The organism is Streptomyces daghestanicus, assembly GCF_020521275.1.
Taxonomy (GTDB): domain Bacteria; phylum Actinomycetota; class Actinomycetes; order Streptomycetales; family Streptomycetaceae; genus Streptomyces; species Streptomyces griseoviridis.
Genome location: NZ_BNDX01000018.1, coordinates 1 through 15,273, shown reverse-complemented (window position 1 = coordinate 15,273; position 15,273 = coordinate 1). Strand labels below are relative to the sequence as shown.

The window sequence follows — 15,273 nt, the reverse complement described above, 5'->3', positions numbered from 1 at the left end:
CGACGGACCGGTACCGGCCACGCTCCGGTCCGCCGCCCGCGGCGCAGCCCTGTTCCCAGTGAAGGAGGAGCCCCATGCGGGGGCACCCTGGACGTCTCACCGTCGCGTCACTCGCGACGGCCGCCCTGCTCAGCGGATGCGCCGGCCTCCAAGGCGGCGGCTCCGACGCCGCGTTGCGGGTCTCCACCACCACGGCCGTCCTGGCCGACCTGGTCAGCCGCGTCGGCGGTGACCGGGTCGACGTCACCTCGATCGTGCCGCGCGACGGCGACCCCCACTCGTACGAGCCGAGCCCCGGGGACGCGGCCGGGGTCACCCGGGCCGATGTCGTCTTCGGCAACGGCCTGCTGCTCGAAGAACCCGGGATCATGAAGATGGTCCACAGCAACGCCGGCCGGTCCGTCCCGAAGATCGAGCTGGGTGAGCGGCTCGAAGAGTACGGCGGCACCGTGATCGAGCTGCAGGAGGACCTCGGCCTCGACGTCCTCTGGCTCGGCTGGGCCGTGGAGGGCGAGGTCGCCGGAGCGGGCTCACAGGTCCGTACGACGGCCACGAAGCTGGAGGGCCCCGGCGAACTGCGGGTCTACCTCACCGACACGCTCGGCAGACCCCAGGTGTACGTCGACTCCTCCGACGGTTTCACCGGGGCCGACTCCTTCACCCTGCCGCCCGAGGCGCACACCCACGTCAACTGGGCCTTCAGTGAGCCCGGCACCTACCGGCTCACCGTCGAGGGACGGACCGAGACCCTGGACGGGCACCGCGAGGAGATCGGCAGCGGCACCTTCACCTTCACCGTCGGTGACGACGCCGAGGCCCCCGCCGGGACCGAGGTGCTCGACGCCGGGCACGCCGATGTCGCGCTCGACGCGGAGACCGGCAAGGTGTACGTCCGCGCCGACGACGAGAGCGGCGAGACCCGGCGGATCGCCGCCGACGACGTGGTGCTCGCCGTCCCCGACCGGGCCAGGGAGACGGTGCCCGAGGAGGAGCCGTACGCCTTCCTCGGCACGCCCGGTGACGAGCTGTGGGTGCTGCCGCAGGCCGTGATCGGCAAGCACGTGCACGGTGACCTCGACCCGCACACCTGGGAGGACGTCGCCAACGCCGAGGCGTACGTCCGCCGGATCGAGGCCGAGCTGATCAGGGCGGACCCCGAGGGCAGGGCGGTCTACGAGAAGAACGCCGCCGCGTACCTCAGGACGCTCCGAGCCCTGGACCAGGAGGTCGCCGGGACGCTCGCCACGGTGCCGGCGGAGAACCGCGAACTCGTCACCACGCACGACGCCTTCGGCTACCTCGCGAAGGCGTACGGCATGGAGGTGGTGGGCTTCGTCGTCCCCGTACCGAACCAGGAACCCAGCGCCGCCGAGGTCGAGGAGCTCGGCGACACCATCCGGGACAAGCGGGTGCCCTCCGTCTTCCTGGAGCCCAACCTGGCCGCCCGCGCCGACGTCCTGCGCCGGGTCGCGGAGGACCAGGGGGTCGGCGTCTGCACCCTCTACGGGGACTCCTTCGACGACAAGATCCACGACTACGTATCGATGATGCGGCACAACGCGCGAGAACTCGCCGAGTGCCTGGGGGGAAGGAACCGATGACCAGCACGCGCAGGAAGCGGCGGATCGCCGTGGCCGTGGTCCTCGCGGCCGCCACCGCGCACGGCGGGTCCGCCGCCGCGGACGGCGCGCCGGACGCCGGTGACCTGGGCCGGATCGCCTACGCCGACGGGGTGCTCACCTTGGACCCGGCGGACACCGCGCACCTGGTGCGGGTCGCCCGGGCCGGGGCGCCGGACGACTCGGCGCCCGGCTGGGACACCACCGGTGTGCCCGAGGGGGCGGTCGCCGGGGACACCGTGCGGTGGTACCTGACCGGGGTGGACGGGCCGGGCGAACTGAAGGTGTACGGCGCCGAGGGTGCCGAGCCGGTCTTCGACAGCGCGGACGGACGGCCGGACGTACGGCGGCTCCCGGCCGGCGCACGGGACGACACACGGTGGGAGTTCAGCGAGGACGGCACCTACCAGGTCGTCTTCGGTGCGGAGGCCACATCGGTGGACGGGCGCGACCTCTCCGTGGGCACCGTGTACACCGTGGTGGTGGGAGACACCGCACCCGCCGGCGACGCGTCCGCCGGGGAGCGGGAGGAGGCCGCGGAAGTGCCCGCTCCCGAAAGCCCGGCGAGCGCCGTCGGGCACCCCGGGACCGGGACCGGGCGCGAGGCGCGGACCGGCCCCCGGACGGCGGAGACACGGGCGGCCACCACGCTCACCGCCACCGCCGACGACGGGGGCGGCGTCGTGTCGGAGCGGAAGGTCCTCGACGACGGGCACGTCGACTTCGCCGCCCGGGTGGTCGACGGCAGGCTGCAGATGCACCTCAAGGACGGCACGGTCGCGGGGAGGACCACCTGGCGCGAGCCGTCGTCGGTCGTCCTGCACGTCAGGCCCGCCGCGAAGAACACCGTCCCGGACAACGACGAGTTCGCCTTCCTGGGCAGGGCCGGCACCCCCGTGTGGCTCCTCGACCAGGTGCAGCGGGAGGGCCTGCTGTGGCCCGGCTGGTCGACCGACAACATCACGGCCGGAGCGGCCGAGGGGGGTGTAAGGTTCTCGCTCACCGCGGTCGACGGTCCCGGTGCCTACGCGCTGTACACCTACGACGCCATGTCCGGCGCCGACGTGCTCCTCGACAGCGGGGACGGTGTGCCGGACTCCTTCGACGTCGCACCCAACACCCACGCCCACGGCGGCTGGGCGTTCACCGCGCAGGGCACCTACCGGCTGACGTTCCGGTTGAGCGGGAAGCTCGCCGGCGGCAAGGCCGTGAGCGACACCGAGACGGTGACCTTCGTGGTCGGTGACACCGACCCCTCGACGGTGCCGCCGGGCGGTGGTGCGGACCGGGGCTCCACCGGCTCCCCGGACGGCGACGCGGGGGCTTCGGACACGCCCGGCTCCGGGTCGGACTCGGGCTCGGGCTCGGACTCGGCGGACGGCTCGGCGCCGGACGACTCCGGTGGATCGATGGCCTCCACCGGTGCCGGCGGTGCCGTCCTCGCCGGCGGGAGCGCGGCGGCGCTGACCGCGGTGGGTGCCCTCTCGGTCCTGGCCGCCCGGCGCCGGAGGACCTCGCGTGGCTGACGGCACGGACCCGCTGCTGCGCCTCGCCGGCGCGACGGTCGCCCTCGGCGGACGCACGGTACTGGAAGCGGCCGACCTGTCGGTGGGCGCCGGGGAACTGGTCGCTCTCATCGGCCCGAACGGCGCCGGGAAGACGACGCTGCTGCGGGCCGCTCTCGGTCTGGTTCCGCTGTCCGCCGGTGAGGTGGCCGTGGAGGGCCGGACCGGGCGCCGGGCCGGCCAGGGGGCCGGTTACGTGCCCCAACGGCACGAGTTCGCCTGGGACTTCCCCATCGACATCGCGGGTGCGGTCCTGACGGGCCGGACCCGCCGGGTCGGCTGGCTGCGCCGGCCGGACGCCGCCGACCGGGCCGCGGTGGAGGAGGCGCTGGAGCTGACCGGTCTCACCGGGCTGCGGCGCAGACCCGTCGGTGAACTCTCCGGCGGCCAGCGGCAACGGGTGCTCGTCGCCCGGGCGCTGGCCGCGGGACCCCGCATCCTGCTCCTGGACGAGCCGTTCACCGGAGTCGACGTGCCCACCCAGGAACTGCTCAACGAGTTGTTCGGCCGACTGGCCGCGGAAGGCAGAGGGCTGCTGATGACCACGCATGACCTGGCGGCGGCCGCCCGCACCTGCGGCCGGGTGGTGCTGCTCAACCGCACGGTGGTCGCCCAGGGCGGCCCGGAACTGCTGGCCGACCCGGACCGGATGCTGCGGGCCTTCGGCCTGGACCGCGCGATCGGCACGGTGGCCGCACCGTGAACGCGCTCATCGCCTTCCTCACCGACCCCTGGCAGCTTCCGTTCATGCAGCGGGCTTTCGCCGTGGCCGCGGTCATCGGCGCGGTGTGCGGCGTGGTCGGGGTGTACGTCGTGCTGCGCGGCATGGCGTTCATCGGTGACGCCGTGGCCCACTCCGCGTTCCCGGGGGTGGCCCTCGCCTACGCCTTCCAGGGCAACCTGCTCCTCGGCGGAGCGGCGGCCGGCATCACCACGGCCGTGCTGATCGCGTTCGTGTCGCAGAACCGGCGGCTGAAGGAGGACACCGTCATCGGTGTCTTCTTCGCCTTCGCCTTCGGGCTCGGCATCGTCCTGGTCTCCACGCGGGACAGCTGGACGACGGACCTCTCGTCGTTCCTGTTCGGCCAGGTACTGGCGGTCAGCGCCGCGGACGTGTGGACCGTGGCCGTCATCGGTGCCGTACTGGTGCTGGTGGTCCTGGCCATCGGCAAGGAACTCGTCGCCGTCAGCCTCGACCGCGAGACGGCCCGTGCCGCGGGCCTGCCGGTGTTCCGCCTCGACCTCACCCTGTACGTCCTCGTCACCACGACGATCGTGATGTCCCTGGAGGCGGTCGGCAACATCCTCGTCCTCGCCCTGCTCATCACGCCCGCCGCCACGGCCCGCATGCTCACCGAGCGGCTGTGGGCCATGACCCTGCTCGCCTCGGCCATCGGCTGCCTGGGCAGCATCGCCGGCCTGTACGTCTCCTACGCGTACGACCTCGCCGCCGGCGGCTCGGTGGTCGTGGTGCTCACCGGGTTCTTCGTCCTGACCTGGCTCCTGGCCCCCCGCCACGGGCTGCTGGCGAAGATCGTCCGCCGCCCGGACGCCGCCCCGCCGGTCACCACCGGACCGTGAGTCCCGGCGCCGGACCGCCGGACGGGCCGCCCGGTGACGGCCGAGGGCACCCGCCCCGTGGGGGCGGCGCCGGCCAGGACGCCCTGAACCCCGCCCACCAGGGCCTCAGGGCCGAGGAGTTCGCCGACGCCCAGCGGCCGGAAACCGCTCGACCCGGGCGGCGTCCCCATCGGCTGTGTGGACGCCGCGCAGGCGGAGCAGGGGGCTGACGCGGTGCGGGCCCGTGCCGTCGACGGCCGGACCGGGTTCGGCGGGCACGGGCACCGGCGTCATCGGACGGCGGAAGCCGATGCGACCGCCGGCGCCGCGGTCCCGTCCTGCGGCAGGTCCAGGCCCCGGGAGGCGACCGTACGCACGCTGCCCTCGGCCAGGCGGTAGGTCAGGCCGACGACCGCCGCGCGTCCGGAGGCGACCCGGTCGGCCAGTTCCTGGGAGCGGTCCATGAGGAGGTCGACGGTGTGGCGGACGTGGGTGGCGATGAAGCCGTCGTCCTCGCTCACGCCGGCGGCCTGGGCGGCCAGCACGCTGGGGGTGACCCGCTCGATGACGTCCCTCAGGTACCCGCGTGCGGTCGTACCGTCCTGCACGGCGGCCCGGGTCGCCGCGACGGCACCGCAGGCGTCGTGCCCGAGGACCACGACGAGCGGGCAGCCCAGCACGCTCACGCCGTACTCGATGCTGCCGAGGACCTCCGCCCCCACGGCGTGGCCGGCGGTGCGCACGACGAACAGGTCCCCCAGCCCCTGATCGAAGATGATCTCTGCGGCCAGCCGGGAGTCGGAACACCCGACCACCACGGCGTACGGGTGCTGCCCGGCCGCCGTGTCGGCACGGCGCGCGGCGTCCTGGTTGGGGTGGCGGGGCGCGCCGGCGGCGAAGCGCAGGTTGCCGGCGGTGAGCAGGTCGAAGGCGTCACGTGGGGTGGCGGGGGTCTCCCGGATGGCATCACTCATGGACGGCAGGTTACGTCCGCAGCCGTTTCGTCACGGTTCCGGGGGGGGGTGCACTGACCCGGTCGAGCGCGGCACGCGGCAGTCGGCCGGTGATCCGCCGGTTCGCGTGCCCGGCCCACCGGCGGCCTCACCGTGGCCCCGGCCCCGGCCGTGACCGCGATGCCACGCTTCGAGCCCCGGGTCACCGAGGCCGGACCCGTCGTCCTCGTCGGCACGGCCGCCGACGACGGCACCTCTCTGGAAGTCACCGAGGCCGCTCCTCCGTGCCGACGAGGTACCGCCGCTCACCTGTCCCGGGGAAGCGGCCGGCTACCTGGTCCTGGGTCCCGGCTCACCCTCCCCGGCCGTCCCGCGCCGCCCGCCGCTGAACGCGGGCGGGGAGGCGCGGATCTCCTCCGGGGCCGTGTGGAGACACCGCGGTCACGCGGGCGGCGGTCCGGCCTGCACTGCTTCGCTGACGGCCCGTACGGCACGTGCGACGCTCGCTGCCGTGGCCCCGGCGGAGGGCTGTTCGGACTCGTGGACGAACGCGGTGACACCGCGTCGGCTTCCGACGTAGTCGACGATGCCGTGCTCGATCTGTGTCCGCAGCGCCTGTTCGTACGCGTGGCGCTGGTACGTCCTCAAGTCGGCGCCGGCGATGGGCAGCAGATGTGTCGTGAGCCGTTGGAGCTTCGGGCGCAGACCCGACGCGGCCGAGTACTCGAAGGCCCAGCCGTTGACGAACACGCGGTCGATCCACCCCTTCAGCAGGGCCGGCATGGACCACCAGTACACCGGGAAGACCAGGACGAGGTCGGTGGCGCGGTCGAGACGGCGGTGTTCGCGGGCGATGTCGGGAGGGTAGTCGCCGCCTTCGTGGTAGGCGCGGCGGTCCGCCGGGGTGAACCTCGGGTCGAACTGCTCCCGGTGCAGGTCCGCCACCTCGACGGCCCGGGGACGCAGGGCCGAGGCGAGCCGGTCCGCCACGTGGTGGGTCAGGGAGCCGGTGTCCGGGTGTGCGGTGACCAGCAGGGTCAGCGGGTTGTCGTCATCGGTGCTCATGTCAGTGCTTTCCGTGGGTGCGGGTACGGGCCCGCGGCCGTGGTGCGGGGCGTCGTGTGGTCCGTCATGGGCGTACCGACGCGTACGGCGGCGCCGGGCAGGTGCGGTCGGGGCGGAGTGCCGTGCGGGTCTACCGCCCGTCCCACGCGCCCGCCGCTGCCGTCCGGACGACGTACTCCTCGAAAGGCCGGGGTGCCCGCCCCAGCACGGAGGCCAGATCGTCGGTCGTACCGGCGATCAATCCGCTCTCCATCAGCACGAACATCGCGGCGATGTCGTCGGCGTCGCGCCGGCTCAGGCCCTGCCCGACGAGGGACGAGGCGTACTCGTCCGGGGTGATCCGCCGGTAGGCGAGAGACCGCCCGGACGCCCGGGAGATCAGCTCGACGGCTTCGGCGAAGGTGAGGGAGCGGGGACCGGTCAGCTCGTACACCCGCCCGGCGTGCCGGTCCCCCTCGGTCATCACCGCGACGGCGGCGTCGGCGAGGTCCTCGACATCGACGAAGGGCTCGGCGACCTCGCCGGCCGGAAGCGCCAGGGTGCCCTCGACCAGCGGTGCGTGGAAGACGTCCTCGTCGAAGTTCTGTGCGAAGTTCGACGCCCGCAGAACGGTCCACTCCAGCGCCGAACCGCGTACGGCCTCCTCGGCCGACCGCATGTGCCGTCCGAAGGCGGAGTCGCCCCAGCCGTCCGCACCGCGCCCGGAGAGCAGGACCAGCCGCCGCACCCCGGCGGCTTCGGCCCGCGCCACGAACTCGTGCGCCGGGCCCGGCACGGGCGGGGGCACCACGTACGCCACGTCGACGTCCCGCAGGACGGTGTGCCAGCCGTCGGGCTCGGACCAGTCGAACCGGACGCGGCTCGACCGGGAGGCGGCGCGTACCGGCGTGCCGCGCAGCCGCAGCCGGGCGGCGATCCTGCGTCCCGTCCTGCCGGTCGCACCGATAACGAGGTGAGTGTTTCGCGTCATGCCACCCATAGAACACGGAACGATCACACGTTCACATGGGTGATAGGCCGGAATACCTTTGTGATCGTCTAACCTGTCGGTGTGGACGTCATGAGTGACCTCTTCCGCGGGGTGCGGGCCCGCGGCTCCCTGTTCGGCAGTACGACGTTGTCCCCGCCCTGGTCACTGCGGTTCGAGGACGGTGCGCCGCTGACCCTGTGCACCGTCCTCCACGGGGCGGGCTGGATCGTGCCGGAGGGCCATCCACCCGAGCGCCTCGGGGCCCACGACACGATCGTGGTGCGCGGTCCCACGACGTTCACCTTCGTCGACGAGCCCGGCAGCACGGCCGTGCCGATCGTCTGCGGAGTGGACTGCGCGACACCCGAGCAGGGCGGCACCCGGTACCGGCTGGGCTGGCACGACCCCGGCGAAGGGCGTGGCGACGACAGCGGCGCGACGACCCTGGTGGTCGGTGCCTATCCGGTCCGCGGCGAGATCAGCCGGCGGCTGATGGACATGCTGCCCGTCGTGCTGCGGGTGGACGCCGGAGACACGGGTGACCCGGTACTGGACCACCTGGCCGCCGAGGTCGCCCGCGACGAACCAGGCCAGCAGGTCGTGCTCGACCGGCTCCTCGACTGGATGCTGGTGTGCACGCTGCGCACCTGGCTGGACAGGCCGGGGGGCCACCCCCCGGCCTGGTGGACCGCCCAGAAGGACCCGGTGGTCGGCCAGGCGCTGCGCCTCCTGCACGCCGAGCCGGCGGCGCCGTGGACGGTGGGCGAGCTGGCCCGGCGTACGGGGGTGTCCCGCTCGACACTGGCGAAACGCTTCGCTGATCTGCTCGGTGAACCGCCGCTGTCCTATCTCACCCGCTGGCGCATGACGCTGGCGGCGGATCTCCTGGTCGAACAGGGGTCCTCGACCGTCGCCCATGTCGCCCGTGCCGTCGGCTACACCGATCCGTTCGCGTTCAGCGTGGCGTTCAAGCGGATCCGGGGCACCAATCCGAGCGAGTTCCGCCGCATGGCCGAGGCGCACTGACCCCGTCGCGGCGCGCCGCCGGCCTCGTACCCCGTGGTCGCACGAGCCGCGACACACGGGGTGCGAGCCGGTCCGCCGGGGTGCCCGGCGAAACCGCGGGGTGCGCACCGGCTGACCAGTGCGCACACCCCCCGCACGGGCCATGGTCCCTGCCGAGCGGGGGTCGCATGCTCGGCTCCACGGGCCCGCCCGGCCCGCCGCACGGATTCCTCACCCCGACCTTCAGGAGACGCTCATGCCCGCCTTACGGCGCACCGCACTGGCCGCAGCCGCCGCGCTGGCCGCCACGGTACTGACAGCCGGCCAGGCCCTGGCCGGCCCCGGACACGCGAACGGCACCTTCTACTACACCGACCTGCTCGGCGGGAACCAGCAGGTCATCGACCCTGAACTGGGCAGTTGCAAGCTCGTCTCCACCCTCGGTACGAGTGTCAGCAACCAGACCGACGCGACGGTGGTGCTCTACACGGACACGAGCTGTGCCCTTCTCGCCAACCCCGTCTCGCCCGGCAGCACGGTCACGTTCGTCTTCAAGTCCTACCGGTTCCTCGAAAGCTGAACTCCTCGGAGGGGTGGTGTGCGGACCGTTCGGACCCGCACGCCACCCCTCCCCCGGGCGCAGGTCGGCCCGTCGTCCCACCCGAAGAGGAACTGCGGCGGCTTCGCCGGGAGGCGGCACGGGTCGCCGGCACGCGTGGCCGCCCCCTGCCGGCGTCCGGCACCTCCCCCACCCCCGAACCCCGGCTCACCCTGTGCGGGAGCAAGACACATTGGCCGTATCTCGCCTGCCGTCCCACGACCCGCACGGGCTTGATGAAGCTCACGCGCCGCGCACCGCGCGGGTGGTGTGACGACAGCACGGGGAATCATGGAACACACCGGCGGCACAGGTACCACCTCCCGGAAGACCTCCCGGGCCAGCACCACAGCTTCCGCCCCGGCCCCCGTCCCGGCCGTCCCGCAGATACCGCCGATGCCGTCGCCTCCCCCAGGGGAAGGCGGCTGCGACCCAAGGCCCGGCGGCAGCTCCTGCGGGTGGGGCCGGCTGCGGCTCCGTCGCGCGATGTGAGCTGGGGCGAGGTGTTCGGGCCGAGGCCCGCCCGGGGCAAGGCCGGCCTCTGGTGGCCGTTGTCCGCGCCGTCCCGCTCCGGTCGAGGAGGCCGGTGCCGGCCGTCGAACTGAACAGCGGTTCCCGGGTGGTCCTGACCCTGCCGTCCATGGACGAACTGCGGGCGGAACTCGTCCGGCTCCTCGGCAGCCTGCGCCCCGAGCTGACCACAGCGGACCCGCCCTCGGCCGGGGGGAGGACGGTGCGACGACGGCGATGGTGATCGACATGCTGTTCTTCCTTGTCACCGTGGCCGGTCACTGGCATGCGAAGAAGGGCCACGCCCAGCAGGTCGCCGCCGCCCGCCGGGCCGCCGAACACCTGCGCGCTGCCTATCAGACCGCCGCCGCCCAGCCGCTCGGCGTCCTCCACCAGCGTGGCCGACGCCTCCGCCGGCCCTTGCTGGACCGGCAGACGCTGGTGATACGCGAGGCGATGCCGGATCTCGCGGAGCGGGTTCTGGCCGAGCCCGATTGGTACGCGCTCGCCGTCACCCTCGCCGACGCCGAGGCAGCCGGCCATGACCCGGCCGCTCTGCTCGCCGACGCCGCAGGACGACGGGAGCTGGGGACGGCGGAGCCCGTCAGCGACGTCCTCGTGTGGCGGTTGCACCGGAACGCAGACCTGCCCGCCGACACCAGCGGCACGATGCCCGTCGCCGCCGCGGCCGAGGCGCCCGCCCAGCGGACACCCGAGCGGACGTCTCCCCAGCCGGGGGCGCGGCGCGGGCGTGGCTGACTGTCGACTTTACGAGTTGAAGAGGTCGCCGGGCCGGGGGCACGATCATGACGTGAGCAGGACGAGACAGAGGAGGACCATCAGCGTGTTCGACCGCGTACGTCGCTGGCGCAGGACTCACGCCGACGATCGGCACGTGCACCGGCTGTTCTGGCCGGAGCTGGACGGCATGGTGCCCGAGAACGTGCTGCGGATGCAGGCCGAGTGGCACGCCGCAGCGCAACCGGCCGCCGACGTGGACGACTTCCTCCCGCCCGAGCTGCGGGTCCCCGGCCACGACCAGATCGCCGGGCAGATGATGCCCTGCCCGCAGCCGATCGTCCTCGACGGTGACGTCGTCGCGTGCGAAGGATGCGGTGCCTACCGGGACTGGATCATCATCGCCACCAACGACCAGGTCTGGCTGCGGTGTCGGGCCGGGCCGGGCACCAGCAGCGCGAACGGCGTCTGACCACCGCCTGGTACAACCGGAACTCCGGGCCGGCAGACGCCACGCACGCCACGTTCGAGGACTGCCTGCGCCACCTCGGGCACTGACCACCACTCCTACGACCCCACCGGGCCACAGCGCCCGCACTGCCCACCTCGCACCGAGCACAAGGGGTCACCTCACTATGCGCGTTCTCACTCTCGCCGCCCTCGGCGTCACCACCGCTCTGCTCGCCCTGCCCGGCTGCTCGCCCAGCACCGCCCCGGGCCGGACCCCAGCCACACCGCTAGCCACCACCGCCCCGTACCGGGACGGAAACAACGGCAACGGTGCTCCGCTCTCCTCAGCCACGCTGGAGACACGACTGCTCACCCAGCACGACCTCGGCGACGGGTACACCCGCTCCCCCGAGTCCAGCACGGTGCACGACGACATCACCGTCCTGGGGTGCCCGGCCCTGAGAGCCCTTGGCGGTGAGGCAGCCACCGGCGGCTCCCTCAGCTTCGCCCGGCGGGCGAAGACCGGCTTCGCGAACCGCAGCAGCCGCTCCGAGTTGTCCGAGGAGCTGTACAGCGACACCGCCGACGCATTGTCCGCCGGCACCAACCGGATCTTCGACACCATGACTGGCTGCCCGTCGTACCGCGTCCTCGTCGGAGGCACCACGATCGGCGTCAGCACCCAGGAACTGGACCCACCCGCGCTCGGCGACGAGCAGTGGAGCCAGCTCATGACCTTCACCGCCGACGGACGGAACACCGTGGTCAAGCAAACCGCGGTCCGCGTGGACAACGTCCTCGTGGTCCTCTCCGGCTCACCGGCATGTGCCGCTTCCCGGATCCCAGCAGGCTCCTGTGTGCACAGCCACCAGATTGATTTTGTTGAGTCCCCGCTCAAGCAACCACTCCGGAGGTGATGGCTGTCGCTCTTCGCGTTGCCGGCGCTCCGCTTCTCGACGTTCTTCGTCAGCGATCCACCGGTCGAGCTGGCCCAGGCTCACCGCCGCTTGCTGTTCAACCACACGGCGCGCGAACTTCAACAGGTCAAGACGAGTCAGGCTATCGCTCACCCGTTCGATATTGCTTCCCAGCGGACAACGTTCCCGCTCGGCATGCGCTCGCTACCGCCAGGGCGTACATGTAGGGCGTGGCCCTGACCCCTCCGATCGAGCCGATGCTGGCCGAGGCCCGCCGCACGCTGCCCCGCAGCAGGGCCCTGCCCGGCGGGCTCGCCTACGAACAGAAGCCTGATGGGTACCGCGCCCTCCTCTTCGCCGAGCCCGATCGCGCTTATCTCCAGTCCCGTAACGGCGCCGATCTCACCCCGGCTTTCCCGAAAGCGCCGTTGCGGGGCGTTCCCTCCCAGTGCCGCTCGTCCTTGACGGCGAACTCGTCGTCGTCCATGACGGCCGCCTCACTTTCGACGACCTGCAGCGACGCGCGCGCCGTCGCGGCCACGGAGCCCGCCAGGCCGCCGCCGACCGGCCCGCTCACCTCATCGTCTTCGACATCATCGATAGGGCCGGCGAGCCTCTGCTCGACCAGTCCTATCGGTTCCGCCGGTCCCTTCTCGAAGGGCTTCTCACCGACGGCGTGCTCGCACCGCCGTTCGCCCTCTGTCCCGCCACTACCGACCGGTCCGTCGCCGAGGCATGGCTGGATCCCGCATGGGGCGCGGTCGGCATGGAGGGGCTGGTCGTCAAAGGCTTGGCGCAGACATACCAGCCGGGCCGCCGCGGCTGGCTCAAGATCCGCGCGCGCGTCACCACGGAGGCGGTGCTGGCGGCGGTGACCGGCCCCGTCACACATCCGTCGACCCTGCTGCTGGGCCGGTACGACCAGGACGGACGGCTGCGGCACGTTGCCCGCACCGCGCCGCTCGCCCGTACCGCGTGGCAGGTAGTCGGCGCCCGCCTCACCCCAGATGGGCTGGAGCATCCATGGCACGGCCGCCACTTCTCGGCCGGGTGGGGAACGCACGAGGTCTTCGACCACCGTCTCGTCGTGCCGGAGCTTGTCGTCGAGTTCGCCGGGGACAGCGCGGTCGACGCCGGTGTCTTCCGGCACCCGGTTCGGTTCGAGCGGCTGCGGGACGATGTCGCCCCGGACCAGGTACCGGCAGCGGATGCCCCTCCGAGGTGATACGGCTTCTCCTGGCTCGATCGTGGCACGCCGAAGCCCCCGGATCCATGGCGGGTCCGGGGGCTGGCTCTGCGCTTCTTGGGGCTCCGGGTCAGCGGGAGTGACCAGGGGCCGGAGCGGGTGACCGTGGGGCGACAGGTTTACCGACGAGCGATTGCTTGCCTGCCGGCGAAGCAACGTACAGGGCACGGCGGGTGCTGGTGGGAACGTTTCGGACGGTGCGCTCCAGCGGCTCGGTGGAGATCAGCGAGGCAGTGAAGGCCGCGACGAGTGCGGTGGGCGTGTTGGACGAGAAGCACGCCTGCCAGAGCGGTTCATTCGGGTGCCCTCCCCAGTATCGCCATAGCGGACCGCTTAAGTTGCTGGCGTTGTATCGGCGCCGTACTCCGCCGAGTCCCTTCGGGGCGAGGAAGACTTGTGTGCCATCGGTCTTCACGTCGTGGCTCCAGCCACAGGTGAGCATGGGGGCAAATGCCTCGTGCGGGGCGCCGCCGAGACGGAATAAGTAGTTCCGGCCACTGTGCCGGTCTTCGAGGTAGAGATCGAGCAGTTCGGCGTGGAGGTCGCGCAGCAGTTCGACGGGGGTGGTGGCGTCACAGGTGACCTGCCACGACGAAGCGGTAAACGGGATGCGATGCGCGCTATTAGGCGTCAACGACCCCCCGTGTGTTACCGAGTGGCCAACTGCACGGTCCGGGGAGACAATGAACGTGAGACGCAGCGTCCAGCGGCCGGTAGCCCGTCGTTCTAAAGTTGACACCACGGAGGGTGAACAATAATGCCGACACCTCTACCGACCGACCCCAGCCCGGTGCTATATGTGTCCAACAAGAGCTACGGCCTCGACGACAGTGGTAGGTACTGGCTACGCGGCAATGACCATAAAAAGATAGTACTTAAGGGTATCAACATCCCGCTCGTCGATGACTGGGATTTTCCCGCTAGTCGCCCTTACGGTAAACTGGAGGAGTTGGCGAAGACGGGCGCAAATTGCGTCAGGATTCAGTGGTATGCGCAATATCCTGCCGCGTCGCGTCCCCCGTACGCCACGGCCGACCTAGACCGCGTACTTGAGAAGTGCCGGACCAGCCGCCTCGTGCCCATCGTGGAGTTGCACGACTGCACGTGCAAAGAGGACCCCGAGCTTGTCAACAGTGAGCTGATGAGCTGGTGGACTCGGCCGGACGTGCTTGGGATGTTGAAGAGACATGAGCGATATCTCATCATCAACCTCGCCAACGAGTTGGGCTGGTACCGATGGAAAAATTGGTCACCTGCAGCCCTGGATAAGTTCAAGGTTGCATACAAGAAGGCGATCACCAGCATTCGCAGCAAAGGGCTTCGAATGCCGATCATGATCGACGCACCGGACTGCGGCTCATCGGTCAACGCTTTTTTGAGCGCCGGCCAGGAGTTGATTGATCACGACCCGCTGCACAGCATCCTGCTCAGTGCACATGCCTACTGGGGCGATGACTATGACGGGTCCGCCGATGTGAATCTGACGATTGGGGCGAAACTTCCCATCGTTCTCGGCGAGATCGCCAACAAGCAATTTGCGAACGACAACGAGTGCTTCTACGGGCTAGACGGAACAAATCTCGATAACCCGCCGCGCACCGGATTCCGCTACCAGAATCTGCTCATCAACCTTACGCAGCAGGAAGTCGGGTGGCTTGCATGGGCCTGGTACAAAGATAATTGCGAACATCGAAGAATGACACCGGACGGCAATTACACCGGCGCTATCGACGGCAGCCCCACGGGCTTGACGCCCTACGGCCGCGACATCCTGCACCAAGGTACGTACGGTCTTCGACTGGGATACTTCAGGCCGCAGAAACTTGACACCCTGCCTGGGGCACCGCCTGTGTGACAGTAAGCGCTGTGTCGCGCCTGAGGTAATCGGAAGGTTGTCCGAGCCCGCTCCCCGAGGAAGACCGTGAGGTCCTCGAACCCGTGCCCTGATGGCGATCAGGCTAAGCTTTGGCACGGAGTTTTCGGCGATCCTAACCAGCGCGCGCCTGAAACACGAACTCCCGATGCTGGATCAGACTCAGGGGCCGACACGCCTGAAACCGGTTCCATGCCAAACTCC

Annotated in this window: 13 protein-coding genes and 2 pseudogenes; 11 read left to right on the top strand and 4 right to left on the bottom strand. The window is 71.1% G+C overall.

Annotated elements, in window-relative coordinates; translation table 11 throughout:
* The first annotated feature begins 74 nt into the window (after positions 1-74).
* The 4 genes from Sdagh_RS32750 to Sdagh_RS32735 are packed head-to-tail and all read left to right on the top strand — an operon-like array spanning position 75 to position 4,765.
* Positions 75-1,601 carry an anchored repeat ABC transporter, substrate-binding protein gene (locus tag Sdagh_RS32750; RefSeq protein WP_190077052.1) on the top strand — a complete coding sequence of 509 codons (1,527 nt, stop codon included), beginning with the start codon at positions 75-77 and terminating at the stop codon, positions 1,599-1,601.
* Positions 1,598-3,145 (top strand): TIGR03773 family transporter-associated surface protein, encoded by a 1,548-nt coding sequence (locus Sdagh_RS32745; RefSeq protein ID WP_190077053.1) that lies wholly within the window; start codon positions 1,598-1,600, stop codon positions 3,143-3,145. Before Sdagh_RS32750 ends, Sdagh_RS32745 begins: the two co-directional genes overlap by 4 nt.
* Complete coding sequence (locus Sdagh_RS32740) at positions 3,138-3,887, top strand: anchored repeat-type ABC transporter ATP-binding subunit (RefSeq protein WP_190009411.1); 750 nt, start codon at positions 3,138-3,140, stop codon at positions 3,885-3,887. The genes Sdagh_RS32745 and Sdagh_RS32740 overlap by 8 nt, the downstream gene beginning before the upstream one ends.
* A complete protein-coding gene (locus Sdagh_RS32735) occupies positions 3,884-4,765 on the top strand; it encodes an anchored repeat-type ABC transporter permease subunit (RefSeq protein ID WP_190077054.1) in 882 nt (293 codons plus the stop codon). Before Sdagh_RS32740 ends, Sdagh_RS32735 begins: the two co-directional genes overlap by 4 nt.
* A gap of 269 nt (positions 4,766-5,034) precedes the next feature.
* On the opposite strand, the gene Sdagh_RS32730 is transcribed toward Sdagh_RS32735, so the two are convergent.
* The 3 genes from Sdagh_RS32730 to Sdagh_RS32720 form a co-directional block, all read right to left on the bottom strand.
* The gene (locus tag Sdagh_RS32730; protein WP_190077055.1) at positions 5,035-5,718 is read right to left on the bottom strand and encodes a carbonic anhydrase; all 684 of its coding nucleotides are present in this window, start codon (positions 5,716-5,718) and stop codon (positions 5,035-5,037) included.
* 420 nt (positions 5,719-6,138) lie between these two features.
* Complete coding sequence (locus tag Sdagh_RS32725) at positions 6,139-6,762, bottom strand: NAD(P)H-dependent oxidoreductase (RefSeq protein WP_190009416.1); 624 nt, start codon at positions 6,760-6,762, stop codon at positions 6,139-6,141.
* A 130-nt stretch (positions 6,763-6,892) separates the two neighbouring features.
* Positions 6,893-7,732 carry an NmrA family NAD(P)-binding protein gene (locus Sdagh_RS32720; protein ID WP_190009418.1) on the bottom strand — a complete coding sequence of 280 codons (840 nt, stop codon included), beginning with the start codon at positions 7,730-7,732 and terminating at the stop codon, positions 6,893-6,895.
* A gap of 81 nt (positions 7,733-7,813) precedes the next feature.
* On the opposite strand from Sdagh_RS32720, the gene Sdagh_RS32715 reads away from it, so the two are divergent.
* The 6 genes and pseudogenes from Sdagh_RS32715 to Sdagh_RS32685 all read left to right on the top strand — a co-directional run bounded on the left by Sdagh_RS32715 (position 7,814) and on the right by Sdagh_RS32685 (position 13,175).
* Complete coding sequence (locus tag Sdagh_RS32715; protein WP_190077056.1) at positions 7,814-8,758, top strand: AraC family transcriptional regulator; 945 nt, start codon at positions 7,814-7,816, stop codon at positions 8,756-8,758.
* A 235-nt stretch (positions 8,759-8,993) separates the two neighbouring features.
* Entirely contained in the window at positions 8,994-9,317 is a 324-nt protein-coding gene (locus tag Sdagh_RS32710; RefSeq protein WP_189415873.1) for a hypothetical protein, read from the top strand.
* Positions 9,318-10,001: 684 nt separating this feature from the next.
* A pseudogene (locus Sdagh_RS32700) lies at positions 10,002-10,604 on the top strand (mobilization protein); the annotation flags it as partial.
* 169 nt (positions 10,605-10,773) lie between these two features.
* Positions 10,774-11,141, top strand: a pseudogene (locus tag Sdagh_RS32695) (hypothetical protein).
* A gap of 77 nt (positions 11,142-11,218) precedes the next feature.
* Positions 11,219-11,950 carry a hypothetical protein gene (locus Sdagh_RS32690; protein ID WP_226536087.1) on the top strand — a complete coding sequence of 244 codons (732 nt, stop codon included), beginning with the start codon at positions 11,219-11,221 and terminating at the stop codon, positions 11,948-11,950.
* Positions 11,951-12,398: 448 nt separating this feature from the next.
* Positions 12,399-13,175, top strand: a complete 777-nt coding sequence (locus Sdagh_RS32685; RefSeq protein ID WP_226536085.1) for an ATP-dependent DNA ligase — start codon at positions 12,399-12,401, stop codon at positions 13,173-13,175.
* Positions 13,176-13,266: 91 nt separating this feature from the next.
* Here Sdagh_RS32685 and Sdagh_RS32680 read toward each other — a convergent pair whose 3' ends face one another.
* Positions 13,267-13,830, bottom strand: a complete 564-nt coding sequence (locus Sdagh_RS32680; RefSeq protein ID WP_226536083.1) for an SPDY domain-containing protein — start codon at positions 13,828-13,830, stop codon at positions 13,267-13,269.
* 165 nt (positions 13,831-13,995) lie between these two features.
* Here Sdagh_RS32680 and Sdagh_RS32675 point away from each other — a divergent pair, with 165 nt between their 5' ends.
* Complete coding sequence (locus Sdagh_RS32675; protein WP_189415867.1) at positions 13,996-15,051, top strand: cellulase family glycosylhydrolase; 1,056 nt, start codon at positions 13,996-13,998, stop codon at positions 15,049-15,051.
* The last annotated feature ends 222 nt before the right edge of the window (positions 15,052-15,273 follow it).